The organism is Nonomuraea salmonea, from assembly GCF_042428605.1.
GTDB classification, from domain to species: Bacteria; Actinomycetota; Actinomycetes; order Streptosporangiales; family Streptosporangiaceae; genus Nonomuraea; species Nonomuraea salmonea.
In genome coordinates, this window is the sequence record NZ_JBHMCF010000011.1 from 361,871 (window position 1) to 388,288 (window position 26,418).

The following is a 26,418-nucleotide window of genomic DNA, read 5'->3' on the forward strand; positions in this document are numbered from 1 at the left end:
CCCGAGGAGCCCATGGAGTCGCTGCTGATCCTGCACGCGGTCGCGGCGGCCTGCGCTCCCTGGCTGGTGACCCGCCTGGGCCGGGCCTCCTACTTCGCCGTGCTGGCGGTGCCGCCGGCGGCCGGGCTGGCGTACACGGGATGGCTGGCGCTGCGCGGGCTGCCCGCGCGGGAGAGCAGGCCGTGGGTGCAGGTCCTGGGGCTGGAGCTGTCGTTCCGCGCCGACCCGCTGGCGGTGCTGATGATGGCGCTGGTCACCGGGGTCGGCGTGCTGGTGCTGGGGTACAGCGCCCGCTACTTCTCGGCGGCCGACGAGGGGCTCGGCCGCTACGGCGGGGTGATGGTGGCCTTCGCCGGCTCGATGCTGGGCCTGGTCGCGACCGACGACCTGCTCCTGCTGTACGTGTTCTGGGAGCTGACGACGGTCTTCTCCTACCTGCTCATCGGCCACGACCCGGCCAGCCGCCCGAGCAGGCAGGCGGCGATGAAGGCGCTGTCGGTGACGACGTTCGGCGGCCTGGCGATGCTGGCCGGGTTCGTGCTGGTGGGGCAGGCGGCGGGCACGTACCAGATCTCGGAGATCGTCGCCCGCCCTCCTGACGTCGCGCCGGTGGCGCTGGTGCTGGTGCTGGTGGGGGCGCTGTCGAAGTCGGCGATCTTCCCGTTCAGCACGTGGCTGCCGGCCGCGATGGCGGCGCCGACTCCGGTCTCGGCGTACCTGCACGCCGCGGCGATGGTGAAGGCGGGGGTGTACCTGCTGGCCCGGCTGGGCCCGGCGTTCGGCGACGTGGCGTTGTGGCGGTCGGTGGCGGTGCCGCTGGGCGTGGTGACGATGCTGCTGGGCGGCTGGCGGGCGCTGCGGGAGACGGACCTGAAGCGGCTGCTGGCGTACGGGACGGTCAGCCAGCTCGGCCTGATGGTGCTGCTGTTCGGCGCGGGCACGGAGGGCACGGCGGTGGCGGGCGCCGGGATGGTGCTGGCGCACGCGCTGTTCAAGGCCGCCCTGTTCCTCGTGGTGGGCATCGTGGACCACGCGACGGGCACGCGGGACCTGCGCGCGCTGAGCGGGCTCGGCCGGGCGATGCCGTGGACGTGCGGGGCGGCGGTGCTGGCGGGCGCGTCGATGGCGGGGCTGCCGCCGCTGGCGGGATTCGCGGGCAAGGAGGCGGCGCTGGAGTCGCTGCTGGACACGCCGCCCGTGCTGGCGGGGGTGGTGGCGGGCTCGGCGCTGACGGCGGCGTACACGCTGCGCTTCCTGTGGGGGGCGTTCGCCGGCAAGCCGGGCGTCGAGCCGACCCCCGCGCACGCGACGCCGGCGGCGATGGCCGCCCCCGCGGGGCTGCTGGCCGTGCTGGGGCTGGTGTTCGGGCCGCTCGCCCCCTGGTACGAGGGCGCGATGTCCGGCTACACCGGCACGTACGCCGACCCGGGCAGGCACGCCCACCTGGCCCCTTGGAGCGGCCCTTCGCTGCCGCTGCTGCTGTCGGCGTCGGCGCTGGCGGCCGGGCTGGTGCTGTTCCTGGCGCGCGGCCCGATGGCCAGGGCGGGCACGGCGCTGCACGTGATGGACTCCAGCCAGGTCTTCTGGACGGCGATCCGCCGCCTCGACCGGTTCGCGATCCAGTTCACCGGCTTCATCCAGCGCGGCTCGGTCCCCGACTACCTGCTGCTGACGCTGCTGGCGACGGTCGGCGTGGGCCTGTTCTCGATCGTGTACGGCGGCCCGCCGCACCTGGACGTCCCGGTCGTCGGCTGGCAGCGGCCCGAGCAGCCAGTGATCGTGGTGCTGCTGGCGGCGGCGGGCGTGCTGGCCCTGTTCTCCCGCGCGTACATCCTGCTGGCCCTGGTGATCGGCCTGACGGGTTACGGGACGGCGCTGCTGTTCCTGGTGCACGGCTCCCCCGACCTGGCGCTGACCCAGTTCCTCGCCGAGACGCTGAGCCTGGTGGTGTTCGCGCTGGTGCTGCGGCGGCTGCCGGTGGAGCCGGCAGGGGGGCGGCTGCCGATGCCGTTCCGGCTGGGGATGGGACTCGCGGTGGGCGTGGTGGCGACGGGCGCGGGCATGCTGGCGATGGCGGCGCGCGGCACCGAGCCGGTGGGCGCGTCGATGCCGGAGGCGGCGGTGGAGGCGGGGGCGCGCAACGTGGTCAGCGCCATCATCCTCGACGTGCGCGCCTGGGACACGCTGGGCGAGAGCGCGGTGCTCATCGTGCTGACGCTGGGCGTGACCAGCCTGGTGTTCCTGCGGCGCAGGTCGTACGCGATCGAGCGGGTGGAGCACGGGCACCGGCCCGGGGAGCCGACGCACTGGCTGGCCTCGACGCTGCCGCGCGGTCAGCGGGCGCTGGCGTTCGAGGTGGCGGCCAGGCTGACCTTCCACACGGTGCTGGTGCTCTCGGTCTTCCTGCTGTTCGTCGGGCACAGCGGGGTCGGCGGCGGGTTCGCGGGCGGCATCGTGGCGGGGCTCGCGATCACCGTGCGCTATCTGGCGGGCGGCAGGAACGAACTGGCCGCCGCCGTGCCGGTGCACGCGGGCGTGCTGATGGGGCTCGGGCTCACGCTGTCGGCCGGGACCGCGCTGATCGGGCTGCTGTTCGGCCAGGCCGCGCTGGCGATGCTGGCCACGGACGTGAGCGTGCCGCTGGTGGGTCACCTGCACCTGTCCACGGGCCTGCTGTTCGACCTCGGCGTGTACGTCTCCGTCGTCGGCATGGTGCAGGACGTGCTGCGCGCGCTCGGCGCCGAGCTGGACCGCCAGATCGACGCCGGGGAGAACGCGTGAACAGCGTCTCGCTGGTGCCGTTCGCAGCCTGCTGCCTGCTGATCACCACCGGCGTGACGCTGCTGCTGGAGCGGAGCCTGGTGCGGGTGCTGGCGGGCGTCATCGTGCTCGGCAACGGCGTGAACCTGCTGATCGTGACCTCGGGCGGGGACGCGGGCGGCCCGCCGTTCACCGGCACGGCCGGCATGGCGGACCCGCTGCCGCAGGCCATGGTGCTCACCGCGATCGTCATCACCCTGGGCGTGACCGGGTTCCTGCTGGCCCTGGTGCACCGCTCGTGGCAGCTCACCGGTACCGACGAGGTGCAGGACGACACCGAGGACCGGCGGGTGCGGCTGCGCGCGCGGCGTGGCGAGCTGGGCGACGCCGTGCGGACCAGGCGGGACGCGTACCGGAGGCTGATCGTCGAGCAGCGGGCGGAGCTCGCGAACATGGAGGCCGAGCGGGCCGAGCGGGAGCGGCTGGAGGAGGCCGACCTGGAGCGGCGCATCTCCCGGGTGCACACCGAGCTGGAGCAGTGGATGCGGCTGCTGCGCGCGCAGGGCCTGTCGGAGGAGGAGCTGCAGCGCCGCTTCGAGGACGTCGGCCTGCGCGAGGACACCGGCGCGATCAGCAACGCCGAGCGCATCGAGCAGCTGCGCGAGGAGCACGAGCGCCGCAGGCGGATGCAGGAGGCGAGGGAACGGGAGCTGCGCAAGAAGCTCAAGGCCCGCCAGCGGGAGGCGCGCAAGCAGATGCGGGCGGCCATCAGGAGGGAACGCGCCAGGCAGGCCCTGGCGGAGGACCCCGAGCTCGAGGGCGACGACTGAGCCATGGACGGTGAGCGGTGATCGGCGCGAGCGGGCTGGAGAGCCTGGTCTGCGTGCCCGTGCTGCTGCCGCTGCTCGCCGCCGGGGTGAAGCTGGCGATCGGCGGGCGGCTGCGCGGGCTGCAGTCGCTGATCAGCGTCGTCACGCTGGGCGTGTCGCTGGCCGTGTCGGTGGTGCTGATGGTCGCGGCCGACACGCAGGGGCCGCTGGTGACAGAGCTGGGCGGCTGGCCGGCGCCGATCGGCATCACCCTGGTCGCCGACCGGCTGTCCACGCTGGTGCTGGTGGTGTCGTCGGCGGTGACGCTGTGCGTGATGGTGTACTCGGTCGCCAATGCCTACGACGACCAGGAGCACGACGCGCCGATGGCGATCTTCCATCCGGCGTTCCTGGTGATGGTGGCGGGGGTGGCCGACGCGTTCCTGAGCGGCGACCTGTTCAACCTGTTCGTGGCGTTCGAGCTGCTGCTGAGCGGCTCGTACGTGCTGCTGACCTTCGGCGGCACCGAGTTCAGGATCAGGGCGGGGGCGACGTACACGCTGATGGCGCTGGCCTCGTCGATGCTGTTCCTGATCGCGCTGGCCGTCACGTACGGCGCCACCGGCACCCTGTCGCTGGCCCAGCTCGCCGAGCGCTTCGCCACGCTGCCCGAGCAGGTGCAGCTGCTGGTGGAGCTGACCCTGCTGCTGGCCTTCGCGATCAAGGCGGCGATCTTCCCGATGTCGGCGTGGCTGCCCGACTCCTACCCGACGGCGCCCGCCCCGGCCACGGCGGTCTTCGCGGGCCTGCTGACCAAGGTCGGCGTGTACTCGATCATCCGGCTGGAGGCGCTGCTGTTCCCCGTCGGGCCGGTCTCGACGCTGCTGATGTGGGTGGCGCTGGCCACGATGCTGGCCGGGGTGCTGGGCGCGGTGGCGCAGACCGACATGAAGCGGATGCTGTCCTTCACGCTGGTCAGCCACATCGGCTACATGGTGTTCGGGGTGGCGCTGTCGACGGTGGCGGGCCTGGCCGGCGCGGTGTTCTACGTGGTGCACCACATCACCGTGCAGACCAGCCTGTTCCTGGTGGCGGGCATGGTGGAGCGGCGCACCGGCACGACGTCGGTGACCCGGCTGGGCGGGCTCATGCGGGCCACGCCGCTGATCGCGGTGCTGTTCTTCGTGCCCGCCATGAACCTGTCGGGCATTCCGCCCATGTCGGGGTTCCTGGGCAAGCTGATGCTGGTGCAGGCCGGGCTCGCGGCCGGCGGCTGGCTGCCGGTGACGCTGGTCGTGGCCGGGCTGGCGACGAGCCTGCTCACCCTGTACGCGGTGGCCAAGACGTGGGCCAAGGCGTTCTGGCGGACGCCGCGCTCCGAGCAGGTGGGCCGGGTGCTGGAGAGCGAGGAGGCCACCGGCGAGGACCCGACCGTGACCACCACCAGCCTGCCCGCGCCGCTGCCACTGTCGGTGGCGGCGCTGATCGTGCTGGGGCTGTCGTTCACGGTGCTGGCGGGGCCGCTGACGGCGCTGGCCGAGCGGGCGGCGGGCGAGCTGCTGGCGCGCGAGCCGTACGTGTCGGCGGTGCTGGAGCGTCCCCGGTGAGACGCGCCCATGGGAGGTGGCGATGAGGCGGGAGTCGCTGGCGCCCCGGCTGCTGGGCCGGCGGGTGCCGCTGCCGGTGGTGGCCTGGCTGACGCTGGTGTGGGTGGCGTTGTGGGGCGACCTCAGCGTGGGCACCGTGCTGGGCGGGCTGGCGACCGGGCTGGTGGTGACGTGGCTGCTGCCGATGCCGCCCATCAACCGGGCCATCAGGCCGCATCCCGTGCCGCTGGCCAGCTTCCTGCTGTACTTCTCGTTCGACCTGGTGATCTCGACCGTGCGGGTGGTCTATTACGTGCTGCGGCCCGGCGACCCGCCGACACAGTTCATCCGGGTGCCGCTGCGCACGACGTCCGAGCCGATCACCGTGCTGGTCATGGTGGCGATCTCCACCGTGCCGGGCAGCCTGGTCGTCGAGCGCTACCCCGGCGAGCTGCTGCTGCACGTGCTGGGCCGGCCCGGCGACGTCACCGAGCCCGTACGCCGGGACGTGGCGGAACTGGAGTCGCGCATCGTGGCGGCCTTCGGCACGCCCATGGACCAGGAGGAGCTGACGTGAACGCGGTGTACCTGGTGACGCTGGCCCTGCTCGGCTGCGGGGCGGCGGCGACGCTCTACCGGGTGGGCAGGGGCCCGTCGATGCTGGACCGCGCGGTGGCGCTCGACGTGTTCACCTCGCTGTCGATGTGCGGGGCCGGAGCCTACGCGGTCGTCAGGGACGACTACTCCGACCTGCCGATCCTGCTGGTGCTGTCGCTGCTGGGGTTCGTCGGGTCGGTGTCGCTGGCCCGGTTCTTCTCCGGCAAGGAGGAGAGGAGGAGCCGATGAGCGTGCTCGACATGATCGCGTCCGCCTGCCTGCTGCTGGGCGCGGTGCTGGCGCTGTCGGCCGGGATCGGGCTGGTGCGCTTCCGCACCACGCTGCAGCGCATGCATGCCGGCACCAAGCCGCAGGTGCTCGGCGTGCTGCTGGTGCTGCTGGCGATGTGGCTGCACCGGCCGTCGCTGACGTACGCGGGGCCGCTGCTGCTGGTGGCGCTCTCCCAGGTGATCACGGTGTCGGTCGCCGCCTACATGGTGGCGCGGGCGGCCAACGCCCGTCATTCCTCCGACGACGACACCGGGCTGCCCTCGGACGACTGAGCGTGCGAAGAGCCCTCGTCCCCGTCCGAACCCGTGTCCGAGCGGTCGAGCGCCGGCTGCCCGAACCAGGTCCACAGCGCGAGCAGCGCCAGCAGGCCGGCCGCGAGCCACGCCAGCGTCGCGTCGAACAGGTAGTCGATGACGAACATCGTGGACGTGGTCATCGACACCGCCAGCGCGAGCGCGCCCAGGATGCCGTAGACGTTGGAGCGGCGTACCAGCGTCTCCTTGCGGCCCTGGCGGAACAGCACGCGGTGCTGCGCGGGCGGCGCGATGTAGCAGATCGACGCGAAGGCGGCGCTGAGCAGCGCCGCGAAGTAGAGCCAGCGGTCGGCCTGGTCCAGCCGGGAGAAACCCGTGGAGAAGGGCACGGTGAGCAGGAACGCGAACAGCACCTGCACGCCGGTCACCGCCACGCGCGCGCCCTGGAGCAGTTCGACGAAATTGCGGTCCGCACGTTCCTGGTGCGACTCGTTCTTCAAGGGGGCCTCCCGCCACTGGACGAGAGCCTTACTCTGCTCCGCGAAGCGCCGTTAAAACGTGTGCCCCAGCACCTTCGCCGGAGTGATCGGCAGCTCGCGCACGCGGTGGCCGGTCGCGTGGAAGACGGCGTTGCCGACGGCGGCCGCGGTGCCCACGATGCCGATCTCGCCGATGCCCTTGCTGCCCATCGGGTTGAGCGCGTCGTCCTGCTCGTCCAGCCAGACGGCCTCGACGTCGCGGATGTCGGCGCAGACCGGCACGTGGTACTGCGCGAGGTCGCGGTGCAGGAACCCGCCGAACTCCTCGTCGGTCAGCGTCTCCTCCATCAGCGCCATCCCGAGCCCCATCGTCATGCCGCCGATGAACTGCGACCTGGCGAGCTTGGCGTCCAGGATGTGCCCGGCGGCGAAGACGCCGAGCAGCCGGGAGACCCGCACCTCGCCGGTCACCGTGCTCACCCGCACCTCGGCGAACTGGGCGCCGAAGGCGTGCCTGGCGAGCTCGGCCTCCTTCGCGACCTCGTCCGTGGTGTCGGCGCGGCCCTCCTTGCCGTCCTTCACCAGCTCCTCGCAGGCGCGGACGACGGCGGAGCCCCAGGACGCGGTGCCCATGGAGCCGCCCGCGACCGGCCCGTCCGGCAGGTCGCTGTCGCCCAGCTCCACGTGCACCCGCTCGGGCGCGACGTTCAGCGTCGCGGCGGCGATCCTGGTCAGCGCGGTACGCGCGCCCGTGCCGATGTCGGCGGCGCCCACCTGGACGAGCACGTCGCCGCCGTCCAGCACCTTGGCCAGCGCCTTCGACGGCCGCCGCCTGGCCGGGTAGGTGGAGGACGCCACGCCGGTGCCGATCAGCCACTCCCCCTCGCGCCTGACGCCGGGCGCCGGATCGCGCTGCTCCCAGCCGAAGCGGCGGGCGCCCTCGCGCAGGCAGCCCACGAGGTCGCGGGAGCTGAACGGCAGCCCGCTGTACGGCTCGGTCTCGGGCTCGTTGCGCAGCCGCAGCTCGACGGGGTCGATGCCGGCGGCGTAGGCCAGCTCGTCCATGGCGGACTCCAGCGCGTACATGCCGGGGCACTCACCCGGCGCGCGCATCCACGAGGGCGTGCCGACGTCGAGCCGGACCAGGCGGTGCCTGGTGCGCAGGGCGGGGGTGGCGTACATGACCCTGGCCACGGTGGCGGTCTGCTCGGCGAACTCGCCGATCGTCGAGGTCTGCTCGTACGCCACGTGCTCCAGCGCCGTCAGCCGGCCCTCCCCGTCCGCGCCGAGGCGCAGCCGCTGGATGGTGGGCGTGCGGTAGCCGGTGACGTCGAACATCTGCTGCCTGGTCAGCGCGATCTTGACCGGGCGGCCCACCGCCTTGGCGGCCAGCGCGGCCAGCACCGCCTGCGGCCTGGTCGTGCCCTTCGAGCCGAACCCGCCGCCGACGTGCCTGGCCACCACCCTGACCTGGTCCTTCGGCAGGCCCAGCGTGTGCGCGATCATGTCGCGGCTGGTGGAGCTGCCCTGCGCGGTGTCGTACAGCATGAGCCGGCCGTCCTCGTCCCAGTAGGCCAGCGCCGCGTGCGGCTCCATCGGGTTGTTGTGCATGACGGGCGTCTCGTAGACGACGTCCACGGTGGTCGCGGCCTCGGCCAGCCCGGCCTCGACGTCGCCCAGCTCGGTGTCGGTCGGGTAGTCCGGGTTGACCACGTCGGGCTTGTAGAGCCCTGGGTGGTCCATGCGCAGGATGACGTCGTGGTCGTCGGGGTCGTAGTCCACCCGGACGGCGTCGGCGGCGGCACGGGCGTTGTCGTAGGTGTCGGCGACGACGGCGGCGATGATCTGGCCGCGGTAGGCGATGTCCCTGCTCCTGAACAGGGCCAGCTCGGGGTCGGCGTCCTCGGCGAGGCTCGGCGGGTCCTCACAGGACAGCACGGCGAGCACGCCGGGCAGCTCCAGCGCGGGCGCGGCGTCCACGTGCTTGACGCGGCCCTTGGCGATGCGGGACTGCACGGGGTAGGCGTAGGCGACGCCCTCGGCCGGGTACTCCGCCGCGTACGTGGCCAGTCCCGTGACCTTGACGCGGCCCTCGATGCGGTTCACGGCGCGAGCTCCTCCAGCGTGGCGACGATCAGGTTGCGGGCCAGCGGCACCTTGTACGCGTTGCGCGGCAGCGGCCTGGCCTGCTCCAGCTCCGCCTCGGCGGCCTGGAGGAACGCCTCCCCCGTCGCGGGCCCGCCGATCAGCGCCGCCTCGGCCCGCTCCGCCCGCCATGGCACGTGGGCCACCGAGCCGAGCGCGATGCGGCACCCGGCCACCCTGCCGTCGCGCACGTCGAGCGCGGCGGCGATGGACACCAGCGCGAACGCGAACGACGACCGCTCGCGCACCTTGCGATACATCTGGACGCCCGTGGGCGGCGGCGGCAGCTCGACGGCCGTGATCAGGTCGCCGGGCTCCAGCATGGTGTCCCGCTCCGGCTCGTCGCCCGGCAGCCGGTGCAGGCCGGGCATGGGCACGATGCGGTCGCCTCCCGGCCCCGTGACGTGCACCTCGGCCTCCAGCGCGGCCAGCGCGACCGCCATGTCCGAGGGGTGGGTGGCCACGCACGCGTCGGACGCGCCCAGCACGGCGAGACCCGAGTGGTCACCCGCGATGGCCGGGCAACCCGAGCCCGGCCTGCGCTTGTTGCAGGGCCTGGTGACGTCCTGGAAGTACGGGCAGCGGGTGCGCTGCAGCAGGTTGCCCGCCACGGTGGCGATGTTGCGCACCTGCCCCGACGCGCCCGCCAGCAGCGCCCTGGCCAGCATGGGATAGCGGGTGCGGATCAGCGGGTGCACGGCGAGGTCGGTGTTGCGGACGGTGGCGCCGATGCGGACGCGGTCGCGTATCTGCTCTATCTCGTCCAGCGGCAGCCGGCTGACGTCCACCAGGCGGTCCGGCTCGGCCACGCCCAGGCGCATGAGGTCGACCAGATTGGTGCCGCCGCCGAGGTACATGGTGCCGGGGGCGAAGCCGCGCACGGCCTCCGCCGGGGTGGCGGCGCGGGCGTACTCGAAGGGTTTCACGACGTCACCTCGCGGATGGCGCTGACGATGTTGACGTACGCGCCGCACCGGCACAGGTTGCCGCTCATCCGTTCCCTGATCTCCTCAGGGGTCAGGCCGGGGTCGGTGGCGAGGTCCTCGGTCACGGCGCTCGGGCCCGGCTCGCCCAGCATCCCGGCCGCCGAGCAGAGCTGGCCCGGGGTGCAGTAGCCGCACTGGAAGGCGTCGTGCTCGATGAAGGCCGCCTGCAGCGGGTGCAGCTCGTCGCCGTTCGCCAGGCCCTCGACGGTGGTGATCTCCCTGCCCTCCACCGCGACGGCGAGCGCCAGGCAGGCGTTGGCGCGCCGGCCGTCGATCAGCACCGTGCACGCGCCGCACTGGCCGTGGTCGCAGCCCTTCTTGGCGCCGATGAGGCCGAGGCGTTCGCGGAGCAGGTCGAGCAGCGACAGGCGCGGGTCCACGTGCACCGTGCGCGGCACTCCGTTCACCTGCAGGGTGATGTCCATTTCGCACGACTACCCGAGCGTTGTGAGCGACAACCCCTGCCGGTGGTAAAGCGGCGTCACCCTTTCGTCCTTGGACGTCCGGTTTTGCCGGGGTGGTGGTGGGTAGCCGTGGCGGCATGAGGCGGGCCATGGAAGAGGAGGCGGCGATCCTCACGGTGAACGCCGGCTCATCAAGCCTCCGCCTGGACCTCGTCCAGGGCGGCTGCGTCATCGACAGCAACCACACCGACCTCGCCACAGCCCCGCAAGGCTCGAACTCCGGCTCGGGCTCCGGCTCGAGCTCGGGCACGGGCTCCGGCTCGGGCTCCGGCTCGAGCTCGGGCACGGGCTCCGGCTCCGGCTCCGGCTCCGGCTCGGGCTCCGGCGCGGGCTCCGGCGCGGGCTCCGGCTCGGGCTTTCGGCCCGGCGCCGGCCCTGGCGCGGGCTCCCCCTCCTCCCTGAATCGCCCCAGCCCGTCCGGCGGGGAGGGCGAGGGCGGCTGGTCGGGGGCGTCGGCGCTGGAAGGTTTTCTGGGTGGCCACTTCGACCGGGACATCAGGGCCGTGGCGCATCGGCTGGTGCACGGCGGCGACCTCGTCCGCGCGCCCGCCGTCGCCGACGACGAGACCGTGGCCGCGCTGCGCGGCCTGACCGCCCTCGCCCCGCTGCATCTGCCGCCCGCGCTCGACCTCCTGGACGCGGCCCGCGAGCAGCTCCCGGCCGTGCCGCACGTGCTCTGCCCCGACACGGCCTTCCACGCCGGCCTGCCGGACGAGGCCGCCGTCTACGCCCTGCCGCCCGAGTGGCGCGAGAAGCACGGCCTGCGCCGCTACGGCTTCCACGGCCTGTCCTACGCCTGGGCCGCCGACCGGGTGGCCGACCTGCTGGGACGCCCGGTGGCCGAGCTGGAGCTGGTGCTCGCCCACCTGGGCGGCGGCGCCTCGGTGTGCGCGGTCTCCGGCGGGCGCAGCCGGCACACGTCCATGGGGTTCACGCCGCTGGACGGCCTGCCCATGAGCAAGCGGTCGGGCAGCGTGGACCCTGGGATGCTGGTGTGGCTGCTGTCGCAGGGCCACCTGTCGGTCGCGGAGCTGGGTGACGGCCTGCAGCGCCGCTCGGGCCTGCTGGGCCTGTCGGGCGGCCGGTCCGGCGACACGCGGGAGCTGGTGGCGGCCGAGCGTGACGGCGACGCGGCGGCCGGACTGGCGCTGCGCGTGTTCGCCCACCGGGTGGCCGGGGAGATCGCCGCGGCGGCGACCGCGCTGCCGCGGATGGACGCGCTGGTGTTCACCGGGGAGATCGGCTGGAACCAGCCGGAGGTGCGCGAGGCGGTCTGCCGCCGCCTGGGCGTCCTGGGCGTCGAGCCGCCGCCGCTGCGCGAGCGGAGCGACGACGGGCCTGTCAGCGCGTACGGGGCCAAGGTCCCGATCCTCGTGGTCCAGGTACGCGAGGAGCTCCAGCTCGCCCGCGAGTGCCTGAGTACGCTCGACGACCCCCCGACGGACGCGGCGGCCGGTTAGCCGGGTTGTCGGTGCCTGGTGGTTGGATCTCCTGTGTGGAGGCCAGCGTCGAGCAGCTCGTCTACGTCCGTGACGACGAATACACCGTGGCGCGCATGAGCGCCGACGGCGAGCCCGACTTCGTGGCCACCGGCCGGGCGCTGGCCGGCGTGCAGCCGGGCGAGACGCTGCGGCTGTTCGGCGAGTGGGGCAGGCACGCCCGCCACGGCCGGCGCTTCGCGGTCAGCGGCTGCGAGCGGGTCACGCCGTCGTCGGTCCGCGCCATCCGCGCCTATCTGGGGTCGGGGCTGATCAGGGGCATCGGGCCGAAGCTGGCGTACGCGATCGTCGACCACTTCGGCGAGGCCACGCTCAAGGTCATCGACGGCGAGCCCGAGCGGCTCACCGAGGTCGTCAACATCGGGCCGCAGCGGCAGGGGCAGATCGTCCAGGCGTGGCAGGAGCAGAAGGCGATCGCCGCGCTCATGGTCACCCTGCAGGGCCTCGGAGTCAGCCCGCTGCTCGCCGCCAAGATCCACCAGGTGTTCGGCAAAGACGCGGAAGAGGTCCTCGCCACCGACCCCTACCAGCTCATCGGCCGGGTCAGGGGCATCGCGTTCCGCATCGCCGACCGCATCGCGCTGCGCGCGGGGGTGCCTGAGCGCAGCCCGCAGCGGGTCAAGGCGGCGCTGCTCGACCGGCTGGAGGCGGCGGGCAGCCGCGACGGCCACTGCTTCGTCCCGGTGCAGGTCCTGGTCAGGGAGGCGGCGCAGCTGATCGAGCAGGACCAGGAGCTGGTGCGGCCGATGGTCGACGCGCTGGCGGGCGAGCGGCGGCTGGTCGTCGAGACCCATCCGGAAAGGCCCGACGAGCCGGTCGCCTACCTCAAACACGTGCACAGCCGCGAGGTGGCGCTGACCGCGCAGCTCACCGCGCTCCTGCGGGCCCGCTCCACGCTGCCGCTGCGCTCCTTCGAGGAGGACGCGGGGCTCCACGACGACCAGCGCGCGGCCGTCACCATGGCGCTGACCAGCACCGTCTCGATCATCACCGGCGGGCCGGGGTGCGGCAAGAGCCACACGGTCAAGGCGATCGCGACCGTCGTGCGGGCCGCGGGCGGCACGGTCACGCTCACGGCGCCCACCGGCAAGGCCGCCAAGCGGCTGTCGGAGCTGACCGGGATGCCCGCGATGACCATCCACCGCATGCTCGCCCAGCAGCCCGACCCCGACCCCGAGACGCTGTTCGACGAGCGGCCCTCGCAGGCCGACCTGATCGTGGTCGACGAGGCGTCCATGCTCGACCTGCATCTCGCCACCCGGCTCACCGCCGCCGTGCGGCCGGGCAGCCACCTGCTGCTCATCGGCGACAGCGACCAGCTGCCCAGCATCGGCGCCGGCGACGTCCTCGCCGACCTGCTGCGGGTCACCGCGATCCCGCGCGTCGAGCTGACCCACGTCTTCCGTCAGGCCGGCGGCAGCGGCATCGTCCAGGCCGCCCACCGCATCCGCGCGGGGCGGCTGCCCGCGACGCCGGGCGGCGGCGGGTTCTGGTTCGAGGAGCTCGACGACCCCGCGCAGGCCGCGCGGCGGGTGGCCCACCTGGCGATGGTGGCGATCCCCCGCAAGCAGGGCGTCGATCCCGGTCAGGTGCAGGTGCTGTGCCCGATGCGCAAGGGCGAGACGGGCGCCACCGCGCTCGGCAGGCTCATCCAGGACCAGCTCAACCCGGCCACCGATGACAAGCCCGAGCACTGGTCGGGGTCCACGGTGTTCCGGGTGGGCGACCGGGTCATGCCGATCCGCAACAACTACGACAAGGGTGTCTTCAACGGCGAGACCGGCACGGTGACGGCCGTGGTGCGCGAGGAGCGCGCGGTCGAGATCCGCACCGACGACGGCGAGCAGGTGACGTACGGCTTCGACGAGCTCGACGACCTCACCCACGCCTACGCCATCAGCGTGCACCGCTCGCAGGGCAGCGAATACCCGTTCGTGGTGGCGCCGATCGTGGCCGAGTCGGGCGGCGTCATGCTGCGCCGCAAGCTGCTCTACACGCTGGTGACGCGGGCCAAGGCGTGGGTGGTGCTGGTGGGTCAGCGCGAGGCGCTGGAGCTGGCCGTCCACCGCCTCGGCAGGCGCCGCGACACGGGCCTGGCCAGGCGGCTCACGCTGGCACTCGACGGGTGAGCGAGGCCACCGGGCGGCCGGTGCGCCGCCGCCCGGCGGCGGTGTTACGGTAGTGCGTCGGTACGCCGGAGGTCTGGTCGGCATGGACTGCCGGCCGGACGGTCGGGGGAGGCGTTCACGAATGCGTGGCCGTAGCCGTGCTCGTCACATCGGGGCACGTGCATGAACCGCGTTCTCGCCTGGCTGACGTCCCGTTTCCAGCAGCCCGCGCAGGTCGTGGTGCTCGGCTTCGGCCTGGCCATCACGGCCGGCACGGCCCTGCTCGCGCTGCCCGCCGCCACCACGTCAGGCGAGCCGGCCGGGCTGGTCGACGCGCTGTTCACGGCCACCTCGGCGGTGTGCGTGACGGGTCTCGCGGTGGTCGACACCGCCTCGCACTGGTCGGTGTTCGGGGAGCTGGTGATCGCGGGGCTGGTCCAGGTGGGCGGGCTCGGCATCATGACGATGGCCACCGTGTTCACGCTGCTCGTCTCGGGCCGCTTAGGGTTGCGGGCCAAGATCGTGGCGCAGGCCGAGACCAAGGCGCTCAGCGCCAGCGACATCCGCCATGTGATCCGCAAGGTGGTGCTGTTCACGCTGCTGTGCGAGAGCGTCGCCGCCGTCGTGCTGACCGGCCGGTTCATGATCGCGTACGGTGAGCCGTTCGGCCGGGCGCTCTACCTCGGCGGTTTCCATGCAGTGGCCTCGTTCAACAACGCGGGGTTCGCGCTGTGGCCCGACAGCCTCATGCGGTTCGTCACCGACCCGTGGATCTGCCTGACCGTGGCGTTCGCCTGCATCGTCGGCGGGCTCGGCTTCCCCGTCGTGTTCGAGCTGGCCCGCACCTGGCGTCACCCGCACAAGTGGAGCGTGCTGACCAGGATCACGCTCGGCGTCACCGTGACGCTGCTGGTGCTCGGCACCCTCGTGTTCCTGATGACCGAGTGGCGCAACCCCGGCACGCTGGGCGCGCTCGACGAGCCCGACAAGCTGCTGGCCGCGTTCTTCACCGCCGTCATGCCGCGCTCGGCCGGATTCAACACCCTCGACGTCTCGGCCATGTACCCGTCGAGCTGGCTGCTCACCGACCTGCTCATGTTCATCGGCGGGGGCAGCGGCGGCACCGCGGGCGGCATCAAGGTGACCACGGCGGGCCTGCTGGCGTTCGTGGTGTGGGCCGAGCTGCGCGGCGAGAGCCGGGTCAACGTCGGTCACCGGCGGCTGCCCGACACCAACCAGCGGCAGGCCGTCACGGTGACGGCGCTGGGGGTAGGGCTGGTGGGTGTGGCGACGTACGTGCTGCTCGCGCTCACCCCGCACAGCCTCGACCAGGTCATGCTGGAGGTGGTCTCGGCGTTCAGCACGGCGGGCCTGTCCACCGGCATCACCGCCGACGTCGGCACGGCCGGGCACCTGCTGCTCGTCATGCTCATGTTCGTGGGCCGCATCGGCCCGCTCACCCTGGGCTCCGCGCTGGCCCTCAACAGGCGCGCCCGGCACTACGAGCTACCAGAGGAGCGTGTCATCGTTGGCTGAGTACAAGGGCGACCCGGTCGTCGTCATCGGCCTGGGCAGGTTCGGCACGTCGCTGGCGCTGGAACTCACCCGGCGCGGCACCGAGGTCCTGGCCATCGACAACCGGCCCAAGATCACGCAGAGCCTGGCGGGCCGCATCACCCAGATCGCGACCGCCGACGCCACCGACATGGAGGCGCTGCGCCAGCTCGGCGTGCCCGACTTCTACCAGGCGGTGGTGGCGGTCGGCAGCGATATCGAGGCCAGCATCCTCACCACGTCGCTGCTGGTCGAGCTGGAGATCAACGACATCTGGGCCAAGGCCATCAGCACCCAGCACGGCCGCATCCTGAGCCGCATCGGCGCCCATCACGTGGTCTTCCCCGAGCACGACATGGGCGAGCGGGTGGCGCACCTGGTGAGCGGCCGCATGCTCGACTACATGCAGGTCGACGAGAACTTCGCGCTGGCCAAGACCAGCCCGCCGAAGGAATACGTCGGCATCCCGCTCGGCCAGTCCAACCTGCGCCGCAAGTACGGCGTGACGATCGTGGCGGTCAAGCCGCCTGGCGAGGAGTTCACGTACGCGACGGCCGAGACGGAGCTGACGTACGGCGACATCGTGCTCGTCTCCGGGCGCACCGAGCAGGTGGAGCGATTCGCCGAGCTGCCCTGACCGGTGGGGTGACAAGCTCGTGACCGGACGCTGGACCGCCCCACGCTGAGGGCATTCACCCGGGTAAGGGAGGTCATCGCATGCGCGCACGCGATCTCGCCGTCGAGTTCCCGACGGTCACCCTCGACACCCCGGCTCTCGAGGCGGCCAGGCTGCTCGCCGACCGGGACCTGCCGGGGCTCATCCTCATCGGCGACGACGGTCTCCCGCACAGCATCCTGCCGGGCACGCAGGTGCTGCGGCTGGCGGTGCCGGCCTACTGCCAGGACGACCCGGCGCTGGCCAGGGTGGTGGACGAGGCGCACGCCGACCGGTTCCTGCATCGCCTCGACGGCAGGACGGTGCGCCAGTGCCTGCCGGAGGAGCCGCGCGAGCTGCCGGTGGCCGGTCCGCAGGCGACCGTGCTGGAGCTGGCGTCGCTGATGGCGCGGACGCACAGCCCGCTCGTGGCGGTGGTGGCCGGCAAACGGCTGATCGGCGCCGTCACCCTGCAATCCCTGCTCGACCACGCACTTCAGCTGTGAAACCGGGCTTACCAGGGATAACGGACCGGGCGACGTAGGGTGGGGTCATGGTGAAGGCCGTGGCTCGACAGCCCGTTCCGGCCCGGCGTGCGAACGCCGAGCGCAGCATCGCCGCGATCCTGGAGGCCGGCACGCGGTTGCTCAGTGCCGACCCGGGTGCCAGCGTGGCCGACATCGCGCGGGAGGCCGGGGTGGGCAGGGTGACGCTCTACGGCCACTTCCCCTCCCGTGAGGCGCTGGTGGACGCGGTGCTCGACCATGCGGTGCGCATGGCGGACGGCGTGCTGGAGGACGACCGCATCGACACCGCGCCGCCGCCCGAGGCCATGGAGGGCCTGCTGCGCTCGTCGTGGGAGGTGCTCGACCGCCATCGCCGGCTGTTCCTCGCCGCCGACCGCGCGCTGCCCACCGAGCGCATCAGGGAGCGGCACGAGCGCCCGCTGCGCCGGGTCGAGCGGCTGATCGCGCGAGGGCGGGAGGCCGGCGACTTCCGTACGGACCTGCCGTCGCAGTGGCTGGTGACGGCGTTCTTCGCGATCCTGCACAGCGCCGCGCAGGAGCTCGATGCGGGCCGGCTGGCGCCGGACGAGGTGGAGAAGGTGCTGGTGACCACCATGCTGTCGCTGCTGCGTCCGCCGGTGGCGAAACGGGCCTGAGCGCGTTGCCGAGTGGGCGGGCGCCCACCTACTGTGGGCACATGCCCACTATCCCAGAGCCCGGCCTCCCCTCCGGGCAGGAGACCCATCAGATCCGTGAGGTCGCCGAGTCCTTCGGCACCGAGGCCGACCGCTACGACCGCGCCCGTCCGAGCTACCCCGAGCCGCTGATCACCCGCATCGCCGGCTCCGCGCCCGGCCCCGACGTCCTCGACGTCGGCTGCGGCACCGGCATCGCCGCCCGGCAGCTCCAGGCGGCCGGCTGCCGCGTGCTCGGCGTGGACGTGGACGAGCGCATGGTCAGACTCGCGCGGGAGCGCGGCCTGGAGGCCGAGGTGGCGCCGTTCGAGACCTGGGACGCGCGCGGGCGCCGCTTCGACGCGGTGGTCGCCGGGCAGACCTGGCACTGGGTGGACCCGGTGGCGGGCGCCGCCAGGGCGGCCGAGGTGCTGCGGCCCGGCGGCCGGCTGGCGCTGTTCTGGAACGTCATGCAGCCGCCGCCCGCCGTGGCCGACGCCTTCGCCGAGGTCTATCGGCGGGTGCTGCCGCAGATGGCGGCCGTGGGCGCGGCGGGGCCGGCGCTGGAGGCGTACGCGGTGATGGCCGGGAAGGCGAGCGAGGGCATCGAGGCGTGCGACGCGTTCCACGAGCCCGAGCGGTGGCGGGACGACTGGGAGCGGACGTACACGCGGGAGGAGTGGCTGGACGCGCTGCCCACCTTCGGCGGCCACAGCAGGTTGCCCGCCGAGCAGCGCGAGGAGTTGCTGGCGGGCATGGGTGCGGCGGTGGACGCGCTGGGCGGCCGGTTCGTGATGCCGTACGCGACGGTCACCGTCACCACGACCCTGCTCACGACCCTTCCCACGACCGCCTGAGCCTCTCACCCGAGCCCCTTTCGCGGCCCGGCGGAGGACCCTGCTTTTGGCGGAAAACCAGGGATATCCCAGGACACTTTTGCGGATTATTCTTCGTTGGATGGTCGTATTCCGCCGGCGAAAGCGGAGAAGCCGTAGATGCCGCCATTGAAGCTGGCGCACCAGCGCCCGCGCGGGGTGATCGTGATCGCCGTCAACGGCGAGATGGACGCCACCAATCGAGCCCAGCTCGAAGCCTACGTCCGTGAGCTGCCCGTCGATCTCGCCCGGGGCATGGTGTTCGACCTGTCGGGCGTCCCGTTCATGGACAGCTCGGGGCTGCACGTGCTGCTGCGCTGCGCCACCGACTGTCTCAGGAACGGCGGCACCGTGCACCTGGCGGGCGTGCAGCCGCTGCCCGCCCGCCTTTTCGAGATCACCGGTGTGGCGGCGTACGTCCCCGTGCACGACACGGTGGAGACGGCCGTCGCCGCGCTCACCTCGGCGGGCCATTCCCTCTGACGGATTTCCCGCCGGATACATGCTGTGATAGCGCAATGACAACTCACGGCCGGCCCCCGCGGCGGCCGGCTCCGGATAATCTCTGCGCTACCTCGATTGCTTGGCCGAGTACGGAGGAGCGGTCATGAACGACCCCACCGTCGGCACGTCCCGTCCGTCCGCCGCGCGCGGCCAGCGCGCCAGGGGCCAGGGAGAGGCGGGTGAGGAGCCCGAGCTGCGCAGGCTGCTGGCCGGCCTGACCGCCGTCAGGGACGGCGACTTCCGCACCCGGCTGCCCGACGACGCCGACGGGCTGCTCGGGGAGATCGCGTCGGTGTTCAACGGCATGGTGGACCAGCTGTCGCTGTTCACCTCCGAGGTGACCAGGGTGGCCCGCGAGGTCGGCACGGACGGGCGGCTCGGCGGCCAGGCGGACGTGCCCGCGGTGTCGGGCACCTGGAAGGACCTCACCGAGTCGGTCAACGAGCTGGCCGGCAACCTCACCAGGCAGGTGCGCGCCATCGCCGAGGTGACCAGCGCCGTCACCTCGGGCGACCTGACCCGCTCGATCACCGTGGACGCCGAGGGCGAGCTGGCCGACCTCAAGGACAACATCAACTCGATGGTGAAGTCGCTGCGCGAGACCACGACCGCCAACGAGCAGCAGGACTGGCTGACGTCGAACCTGGCCCGCATGTCCGGCCTGATGCAGGGTCACCGCGACCTGACCACCGTGGCCGAGCTGGTCATGAACGAGCTGGCGCCGCTGGTCTCCGCCCAGTACGGCGCGTTCTTCTCGGCCGAGGACAGCGAGCTGAAGCTGATCAGCGGCTACGGCTACCCGGTCGACCCCGAGCGGCCCACCCGGTTCAGGCTGGGCGAGGCGCTGGTCGGGCAGGCCGCGCGCAGCCGCAGGACGATCGCCATGACCGACCTGCCGCCCGGCTACATCACGATCGCCTCAGGGCTCGGCCGCACCGACCCCTCGTCGGTGATCGTGCTGCCCATCGTGGTCGAGGAGCAGGTGCTGGGCGTGATCGAGCTGGCCTCGGTGCAGGCGTTCACGCCGGTGCACCGGGCCTTCCTCGACCAGCTCATGGAGACGATCGGGGTCAACCTCAACACGATCGTGGCGAACGCGCGTACCGATGAGCTGCTGAAGGAGTCGCAGCGGCTGGCGGTCGAGCTGCAGGCCCGCTCGGAGGAGCTGCTGCAGCAGCAGGAGGAGCTCCAGCGCTCCAACGCCGAGCTGGAGGAGAAGGCGACGCTGCTGGCCCGCCAGAACCAGGACATCGAGACCAAGAACCTCGAGATCGAGCAGGCCAGGCAGGAGCTGGAGGACCGGGCGCACCAGCTGTCGCTGGCGTCCACGTACAAGAGCGAGTTCCTCGCCAACATGAGCCACGAGCTGCGCACGCCGCTCAACTCGCTGCTGATCCTGGCGCAGCTGCTCGCCCAGAACCACACCCGCAACCTCACCCCCAAGCAGGTCGAGTACGCGGGCATCATCCACTCGGCAGGGTCCGATCTGCTGCAGCTCATCAACGACATCCTCGACCTGTCGAAGGTCGAGGCCGGGAAGATGAACATCAACCTCGAATGGGTGCAGCTGCGGCGGCTGCTCGACTACGTCGAGGCCACGTTCCGGCCCATGACCGGCCAGAAGGGCCTTGACTTCCGGGTCACCCTGGCGCCCGGCGTGCCGGCCGAGCTGCTCACCGACGACTCGCGGCTGCGGCAGGTGCTGCGGAACCTGCTGTCGAACGCGGTCAAGTTCACCGAGACGGGCAGCGTGGAGCTGCGCATCGAGCCGGCCGCGCCGGGTGAGCTGCCCGCGTCCGTACGTCCCCACGGCCCCGCCATCGCGCTGCGGGTCGTCGACACCGGGGTGGGCATCCCCGGGCAGCAGCTCGAAGTGATCTTCGGGGCGTTCCAGCAGGCCGACGGCACCACCAGCCGTAAGTACGGCGGCACCGGGCTGGGGCTGTCGATCTGCCGGGAGATCGCGTACCTGCTGGGCGGGGCCATCACCGTGCGGAGCACGCCGGGGCAGGGCAGCGTGTTCTCGCTGTATCTGCCGGTGGCGCGGCCCGGGTACGAGCCCGGTGAGGCGATCGCGCCGGCCGAGGGCGCGCCCGCGCAGCCGGCCGAGCGGGCGCCGGTGAGCGCGCGGCGGCTGCTCGTCATCGAGGAGCGGCGGAGCGGGTTGTTGTCGCTGGTCGCGGAGAGCGTCATGGGCGACCTCGCCACCGCCCGCGACCTGGGCGGGACGATGGAGGTGGTCACGGCGGCCGGGCCCGAGGAGGCGGCGCGGCTGCTGGGCGGGGAGCCGTGCCACTGCATCGTCCTCGACCTCGACATGCCTGACATGTCGTCTTATCAGGTGCTGGCCGCCATGGACGGTGACCCGCGGCTGCGCGGGGTGCCGGTGCTGGCCTACAACAACTGGCGCTCGCCCCCGCAGCAGGAGGTGCGCCTGGCGCACCAGCCGCTGGAGCTGCTGTCCAGCCTCGACGAGCTGCGCGAGCGCATCGCCCTGCACCTCACCGCCGGCCAGCCCGGCGACGTGCTCCCGCTGGTCAGGTCAGGCGCGGTGAACGCGCCCGAGGGCAGGGGGACCGACAACGCGCTCGCCGGGCGCACCGTGCTCGTGGTGGACGACGACGCCCGCAACCTCTACGCGCTGACCAGCATGCTGGAGCTGCACGGCATCACCGTCCTGCACGCCGAGAACGGCCGCACCGGCATCGACACGCTGACCGCCCACCCGGAGACGGACCTGATCCTGATGGACGTGATGATGCCCGAGATGGACGGCTACACGGCGACGGAGACCATCCGCTCGATGCCGCGGTACGCGCACCTGCCCATCATCGCCGTCACCGCCAAGGCGATGCCCGGCGACCAGGAGAAGAGCCTCACCGCCGGCGCCTCGGACCACGTCACGAAGCCCGTGGACGCCGACCACCTGATCGCCCGCATCCGCCACTGGCTGGACCTGTCTTGACCTCCTCCCCCTCGTGAACGAGGGGGATTCCCACGGTCGCCCGTGAGGCTTCCTGCTTCACCGCCGGGTCGCCCGCCCGAGAAAGGAACTCTCGTTGAGGTCTTACACCAGCTCCACAGGCGTTTCTCCTCTCCGCCGGCCCGGCGGCGAGGATGTTTCCGATCGTTCGCCCGGTGGCTTGGTCATCGCCACCGTCGAACACACTACCGAACCGTGCGATGTCGTGCGGCGTTTTGACGCCGGTTCGCCTGGCGGCGAACCGGCTGCCCCTGTCCTGCTCCGCAGGGGTCCGATTCCTCTCCCGTCTGAAGGCGGGAGTTTCCTCGGAGGTATTCGATGACGCCACCCGCACCGTTCCCCTGGCCCGCGACCCGCCCCCTCCCGCCATGACACCCCCACCCGAGAACGACGAGACACCTCCCTCCCCCGCCGGCGCCGACGCGGATGCCGGTGGGCTGGAGCACCTGGTGGCGACGGTTGAGCGGTTGCGGGAGGAGGCTGAGCGGGTGCGGCGGGCCGCTGCCGGTGGTGCGGTGATCGAGCTGGCCAAGGGGGTGCTGGTCGAGCGGTTGCGGTGCACGCCGGCGCAGGCGGCCGAGCAGCTCGCCCTGCTCGCCGTCAAGGCGGGCGTGACGCCGCTGGAGGTCGCCGCCGACGTGGTGAACGAGGTGGCGGGCGACCGCATCGCAGCGGCGGGCGAGCACGACCCGGCGTGTCGGCCCGCCTGCGCGCCGCCGAGAGCTCGGCTCTGGGCGCCCGCGACACCCAGGTCGTGGCCGCCTCGCTGCTGGAGCACGCGCTGGCCCCGCTGGGCGCGACGGCCGTGGCCGTCTGGGAGGCCGAGCCGGGCGGCGCCCTCGCCCTGGCCGGGCAGGCCGGCTTCGGCGACGAGGAGGCCAGGCGCTGGCGTCACATCCCGCCGGGCGTCCCCACCCCGGCGAGCCGCACCCTGCGCGAACGCCGCCTCCTCTGGCACCCGTCAACCACCCTCCCCGCCATCGGCCACCCCCCACCCTCACACCCCCCGCCCGGAAGCTCCCCCGCGTCCGATGACCGTCCGGCCGGTGGCCCGCCCCTGGATGAGCACGAGGGTGGGGCGCGGGTGACCGTCCCTATGGTGGTCAAAGGGCGGGTGGTGGGAGTGTTGGAGGTGTGCTGGCCTTACGCGGTGCCGGCGCGGTCGGTGCGGGTTGAGCGGCAGATCGAGGCGCTGGCCGAGCTCTGTGCGCGGACGCTCGACTCGCCGTACGTCGCCAGGCCGGAGGATGAGGCCACAGGAGCGGCGCAGCATGCCGAGCTGGTGGGGCTGGCGGATGCGTTGCCGGATCCGTCCCTTGTGCTGCGGGCGCGGCTGGACGAGCGCCGGAAACCGGCGGACTTCGAGATCCAGCATGTCAGTGAGCGGGTCATGCGTGGTGACGGGGTGCTGCTGGAGGCGTACCCGATCCATGTGGGCGGGTCGTTGCTGGAGGCCTGTCCGCAGGCGGCGCGCGGGTTGCTGGGGTTGCTGGAGCAGGTGCATGCCACCGGTGAGCCGTTCCGGGCCGAGCGCATGCCGCTCCAGCTGAGCGCCACGGGCGTCGCGGACGTCAGCCTGACCAGGCACGGCGAGAGCGTGCTCATGGTGTGGCGGGACCACGACGAGGACGCGCGGCTGGCCGGACTGCTGGAGCACGCGCAGCGGCTGGGCAGGATCGGCGGGTTCGAGGAGAACGCGCGTACCGGCGAGATCACCTGGAACGCCCAGCTGTACACCCTGTACGGCCGCACCCAGGGCGACCGCCCCGTCCCCCTCGAACGGCTGCGCGACCACGCCCACCCCGACGACGCGGTGGCGGTGGGCCGGTTCCTGCGCACGGTGCTGCACCACCGCAGGATGGCGGCCGTCGCGTTCCGGCTGCGGCGCCCCGGCGGTGTGGCCAGGCACATGCGGGTGGTGGCCGAGCCGGTCTTCGGCCCGGACGGCCGGCTGATGGCGGTACGCGGCGCGTACCAGGACATCTCCTCGCAGCACTGGACGGAGGTCGCGCTGTCCGTCACCCGCGACCAGCTCGCCCACACCGAGCAGCAGTCGGCCGCCCGCAACAGGCTGGCCCTGCAGCTGCAGCAGGCGATCATGCCGCCGTCCCACGGCGCCATGGACTCCTCAGGCCTGCACATCGCGGTCCGCTACCGCCCGGCGCAGAAGGAGCACCTGGTCGGCGGCGACTGGTACGACGCGGTCGCGCTGCCCTCACGCCAGGTGCTGCTGTCGGTCGGCGACGTGGCGGGCCACGGCGTGCAGGCGGCCACCGGCATGGTGGTGCTGCGCAACGCGCTGCGCGGCCTCGCCACCACAGGGGCGGGCCCCGCCCAGCTCATGACCTGGCTGAACATGGTCGCCCACCACCTGGCCGACCGCATGACGGCGACGGCGGTGTGCGCGCTGTACGACCCGTCGTCCCGCGTCCTGCACTGGGCGCGGGCGGGACACCTGCCGCCGATCCTGCTGCGCGACGGCGACGGCTCCGAGCTGCCGGTGCTGAAGGGCCCGCTGCTGGGCGCGTTCGAGGACGCGGCGTACGAGGAGGGCCGGCTGCAGCTGCGCTCCGGCGACACGCTGCTGATGTACACCGACGGCCTGATCGAGCGGCGCGACCACAACCTGCGCCACGCCCAGGACCGGCTGCTGGCCATCGCCAGGCGCGGCGCCGCCACGCTGGATCACCGCCTGGACGACCTGCTGACCCACTCCAACTCCGACACCGACGACGACACCTGCCTGATCGGCGTCCAGCTGCACTGACAGCGACCTGGCCCCGGCCCTGCGGCTTGCCCCGCAACGCTTCGCAAGCCCTGGTACCGACGGCGTGCCCTGCACGTGTTCCGCGACAGCACGGCCCTGAGAGCGGGCCCAGAGTGGTCCGAGTACGTCCCGGGGCGTCCCTATCGCTCCGTGTGCTGACGCCGGTTCTCCGGCGGGACGCGGACGATGCGGAACCCGGCGTCCTCCAGGAGGGCTGGCAGGCCGGTGACGGCCGCGCGGTCCTTGCCGCGCGCCTCCTCCGACAGGTATTCCCAGTCGAGGAGGTCCGGGTGCTGCTTCCTGGCGTCGTCGCGCGTGGGGCCGTGGGTCCAGCCGCGGTCGAGGAGGTAGGACGCCCAGCGGCGGTGCTCCATCTCGGCGAGCAGCTCGATCTCGTCGTGCTCGAACGCGAACGTGGCCGGCGCGTCGGTGCTCGGCGCCGGCACCGCGCCGATCATGCGGAGCTTGATGCCGATGTGGGCGGCCTGGTCGCGGTTCTGGCCCTTCTTGGCCTCGGTCAGCGCCTCGTACGGCACCATGGACTCGTTTTGCTCAGGGGTCTCGCCGCGCTCGGCGCACCCCATCAGGTATCGCTCGTGGATCGCCCGCGCCAGGCGCTCGATCACGTCCTCGTCGATCAATTCCGGTCGTCCCGCCTCTTCTGTGACGGCGAAGAACCGCAGTGTGCCGGCGATGTCGTCGAGCAGCCCCGCGGTTCCGAACGCTTCCGCGAACACCCTACGCTGGCCCACCCGGACGATCATGGGTGCGCCGGTCCACAGCGGCGCGACGGTGAGGGTGGCGGTCAGGGCGTCGCGCTCGTCGCCGTAGCAGACGTAGACGCGCTGGGGACGTTCCTTCATGTCCTCCAGGAGCGGGCGCAGCCCGTCGGCGCCCGCGTCGTGCGCGGTCACGGCGCAGTAGTCGGCGACGAACGGGTACGTCCTGCACACCGCCTCCACCTGGGCCGTCGCGCCGGTGGCGATCACGCGGACCGGGACGCGGGCCCCGGCGCGCAGCCGGCACTGCCGGGCCAGCTCGACCAGCAGGGCCGCGCCGAAGTGCCTGAGTCCGAGCAGCAGGACGGGGCTCTCGTGGGTGACGGGGTCGCGCAGCAGCAGCACGCGGGCGGCCAGCTCCTCCAGGTTGAAGAAGTCGAGCCGCCGCTCGTGCGGCCCCTTCGAGCCGAGGCGGCGGGCGCGCAGCGCGGAGCACAGGCCGGGGTCGGGGACGTACGCGTAGGCCGACACGGGTGAGCCGCTGCCGAGGCCGTGCGCGGCGGCGGCGACGGCGACGTTGGCGGTGGCGTCGTCCTCGCAGGCGTACACGACGCGGGCCCGGTGGGCGCCGGCCGCGCGCAGCACCTGCGGATTCCTGGCGTCGCCCGCGACGTGGAACACCCCGCGCGCCCGCTGCGGGTCGCCGGGCGGGCCGCCGATGACGACGACCGTGCGGCCGCTCTCGCGCAGCCGCTGCGTCAGCGCCTGTCCCAGCGGGCCGGTGCCGCAGACGACCGCGTGCCCGGACGCCTCGCGGGCCCGCAGCCTGCGGTATTCGGCACCGAGCAGCAGGCGTACGGTCTCGGCGAGCGCGTAGATCGTGACCGCGGGCGCGGTGAACCTGGCGACCTCCAGCGGCCACGGCAGGGGGCCCGGCGTGCCGAGCGGCTGGGGGTCGATGACGAACAGCTGGAGGTCGTAGTAGACGAGGTCGAGGAGGGTGGGTGCGGGGGTCGCGGCGGCGAGGTGCGTACGCAGCCCCATGAACCCCAGCACCAGCGACACCAGCGCCAGCAACCCGAACCCGGCCATCACCGAGGACCTGATGGAGCCCGTCTCTCGCATCCCGCCCCGCTTTCGCAGCCTGAGACGACAAGGACCGTCCGCTCCTTCATAGCAACGGGTGTCCCCGGCGTTACCGCC

Annotated in this window: 21 protein-coding genes and 1 pseudogene; 17 read left to right on the forward strand and 5 right to left on the reverse strand. The window is 72.7% G+C overall.

Features of this window, described 5'->3' with window-relative positions:
• Positions 1-12 precede the first annotated feature (12 nt).
• The 6 genes from ACFFR3_RS12075 to ACFFR3_RS12100 are packed head-to-tail and all read left to right on the forward strand — an operon-like array spanning position 13 to position 6,315.
• A complete protein-coding gene (locus ACFFR3_RS12075; RefSeq protein WP_364376994.1) occupies positions 13-2,781 on the forward strand; it encodes a Na+/H+ antiporter subunit A in 2,769 nt (922 codons plus the stop codon).
• On the forward strand, positions 2,778-3,590 hold the full coding sequence (locus ACFFR3_RS12080; RefSeq protein WP_345402721.1) for a Na(+)/H(+) antiporter subunit C: 813 nt from the start codon (positions 2,778-2,780) through the stop codon (positions 3,588-3,590). Before ACFFR3_RS12075 ends, ACFFR3_RS12080 begins: the two co-directional genes overlap by 4 nt.
• Before the next feature lie 17 nt (positions 3,591-3,607).
• Positions 3,608-5,176, forward strand: a complete 1,569-nt coding sequence (locus tag ACFFR3_RS12085; RefSeq protein ID WP_364376992.1) for a Na+/H+ antiporter subunit D — start codon at positions 3,608-3,610, stop codon at positions 5,174-5,176.
• Positions 5,177-5,198: 22 nt separating this feature from the next.
• Positions 5,199-5,732, forward strand: coding sequence for a Na+/H+ antiporter subunit E (locus tag ACFFR3_RS12090; RefSeq protein WP_345402718.1), 534 nt, complete (start codon positions 5,199-5,201; stop codon positions 5,730-5,732).
• A complete protein-coding gene (locus ACFFR3_RS12095; protein WP_345402715.1) occupies positions 5,729-6,001 on the forward strand; it encodes an MrpF/PhaF family protein in 273 nt (90 codons plus the stop codon). The genes ACFFR3_RS12090 and ACFFR3_RS12095 overlap by 4 nt, the downstream gene beginning before the upstream one ends.
• Positions 5,998-6,315: a cation:proton antiporter gene (locus ACFFR3_RS12100; RefSeq protein WP_345402712.1), complete on the forward strand. Its 318-nt coding sequence runs from the start codon at positions 5,998-6,000 to the stop codon at positions 6,313-6,315. The genes ACFFR3_RS12095 and ACFFR3_RS12100 overlap by 4 nt, the downstream gene beginning before the upstream one ends.
• Here ACFFR3_RS12100 and ACFFR3_RS12105 read toward each other — a convergent pair.
• From ACFFR3_RS12105 to ACFFR3_RS12120, 4 genes are read right to left on the reverse strand one after another with little or no spacing between them, the layout of a single operon-like run.
• On the reverse strand, positions 6,273-6,797 hold the full coding sequence (locus tag ACFFR3_RS12105; protein ID WP_345402709.1) for a DUF6328 family protein: 525 nt from the start codon (positions 6,795-6,797) through the stop codon (positions 6,273-6,275). The two genes, ACFFR3_RS12100 and ACFFR3_RS12105, sit on opposite strands and share 43 nt — an antisense overlap.
• A gap of 51 nt (positions 6,798-6,848) precedes the next feature.
• Positions 6,849-8,882, reverse strand: coding sequence for a xanthine dehydrogenase family protein molybdopterin-binding subunit (locus ACFFR3_RS12110; protein ID WP_379483117.1), 2,034 nt, complete (start codon positions 8,880-8,882; stop codon positions 6,849-6,851).
• Positions 8,879-9,847: an FAD binding domain-containing protein gene (locus ACFFR3_RS12115; protein ID WP_345402700.1), complete on the reverse strand. Its 969-nt coding sequence runs from the start codon at positions 9,845-9,847 to the stop codon at positions 8,879-8,881. The genes ACFFR3_RS12110 and ACFFR3_RS12115 overlap by 4 nt, the downstream gene beginning before the upstream one ends.
• The gene (locus tag ACFFR3_RS12120; protein ID WP_345402697.1) at positions 9,844-10,332 is read right to left on the reverse strand and encodes a (2Fe-2S)-binding protein; all 489 of its coding nucleotides are present in this window, start codon (positions 10,330-10,332) and stop codon (positions 9,844-9,846) included. Before ACFFR3_RS12120 ends, ACFFR3_RS12115 begins: the two co-directional genes overlap by 4 nt.
• A gap of 116 nt (positions 10,333-10,448) precedes the next feature.
• Here ACFFR3_RS12120 and ACFFR3_RS12125 point away from each other — a divergent pair, with 116 nt between their 5' ends.
• The 11 genes and pseudogenes from ACFFR3_RS12125 (at position 10,449) to ACFFR3_RS12175 (ending at position 24,496) form a co-directional block, all read left to right on the forward strand.
• Complete coding sequence (locus tag ACFFR3_RS12125) at positions 10,449-11,831, forward strand: acetate/propionate family kinase (RefSeq protein ID WP_345402694.1); 1,383 nt, start codon at positions 10,449-10,451, stop codon at positions 11,829-11,831.
• A gap of 35 nt (positions 11,832-11,866) precedes the next feature.
• Entirely contained in the window at positions 11,867-13,999 is a 2,133-nt protein-coding gene (gene recD2 / locus ACFFR3_RS12130; protein ID WP_364376983.1) for an SF1B family DNA helicase RecD2, read from the forward strand.
• A gap of 162 nt (positions 14,000-14,161) precedes the next feature.
• Entirely contained in the window at positions 14,162-15,514 is a 1,353-nt protein-coding gene (locus tag ACFFR3_RS12135) for a TrkH family potassium uptake protein (RefSeq protein WP_364376981.1), read from the forward strand.
• Positions 15,507-16,169, forward strand: a complete 663-nt coding sequence (locus tag ACFFR3_RS12140; RefSeq protein WP_345402681.1) for a potassium channel family protein — start codon at positions 15,507-15,509, stop codon at positions 16,167-16,169. Before ACFFR3_RS12135 ends, ACFFR3_RS12140 begins: the two co-directional genes overlap by 8 nt.
• An 80-nt stretch (positions 16,170-16,249) precedes the next feature.
• Positions 16,250-16,693, forward strand: coding sequence for a CBS domain-containing protein (locus tag ACFFR3_RS12145; protein ID WP_345402678.1), 444 nt, complete (start codon positions 16,250-16,252; stop codon positions 16,691-16,693).
• Between the two features lie 59 nt (positions 16,694-16,752).
• Positions 16,753-17,349, forward strand: coding sequence for a TetR/AcrR family transcriptional regulator (locus tag ACFFR3_RS12150; protein ID WP_379483118.1), 597 nt, complete (start codon positions 16,753-16,755; stop codon positions 17,347-17,349).
• A 41-nt stretch (positions 17,350-17,390) separates the two neighbouring features.
• A complete protein-coding gene (locus tag ACFFR3_RS12155; protein WP_345402672.1) occupies positions 17,391-18,224 on the forward strand; it encodes a class I SAM-dependent methyltransferase in 834 nt (277 codons plus the stop codon).
• Between the two features lie 138 nt (positions 18,225-18,362).
• Positions 18,363-18,725 carry an STAS domain-containing protein gene (locus tag ACFFR3_RS12160; protein WP_345402669.1) on the forward strand — a complete coding sequence of 121 codons (363 nt, stop codon included), beginning with the start codon at positions 18,363-18,365 and terminating at the stop codon, positions 18,723-18,725.
• Positions 18,726-18,849: 124 nt separating this feature from the next.
• Complete coding sequence (locus tag ACFFR3_RS12165; RefSeq protein WP_379483119.1) at positions 18,850-21,711, forward strand: response regulator; 2,862 nt, start codon at positions 18,850-18,852, stop codon at positions 21,709-21,711.
• A gap of 386 nt (positions 21,712-22,097) precedes the next feature.
• Positions 22,098-22,313 (forward strand): annotated as a pseudogene (locus ACFFR3_RS12170) (ANTAR domain-containing protein); the annotation flags it as partial.
• A gap of 110 nt (positions 22,314-22,423) precedes the next feature.
• On the forward strand, positions 22,424-24,496 hold the full coding sequence (locus ACFFR3_RS12175) for a GAF domain-containing SpoIIE family protein phosphatase (protein ID WP_379483120.1): 2,073 nt from the start codon (positions 22,424-22,426) through the stop codon (positions 24,494-24,496).
• Between the two features lie 140 nt (positions 24,497-24,636).
• On the opposite strand, the gene ACFFR3_RS12180 is transcribed toward ACFFR3_RS12175, so the two are convergent.
• A complete protein-coding gene (locus ACFFR3_RS12180; protein ID WP_364376969.1) occupies positions 24,637-26,340 on the reverse strand; it encodes a RyR domain-containing protein in 1,704 nt (567 codons plus the stop codon).
• Between the last annotated feature and the right edge of the window lie 78 nt (positions 26,341-26,418).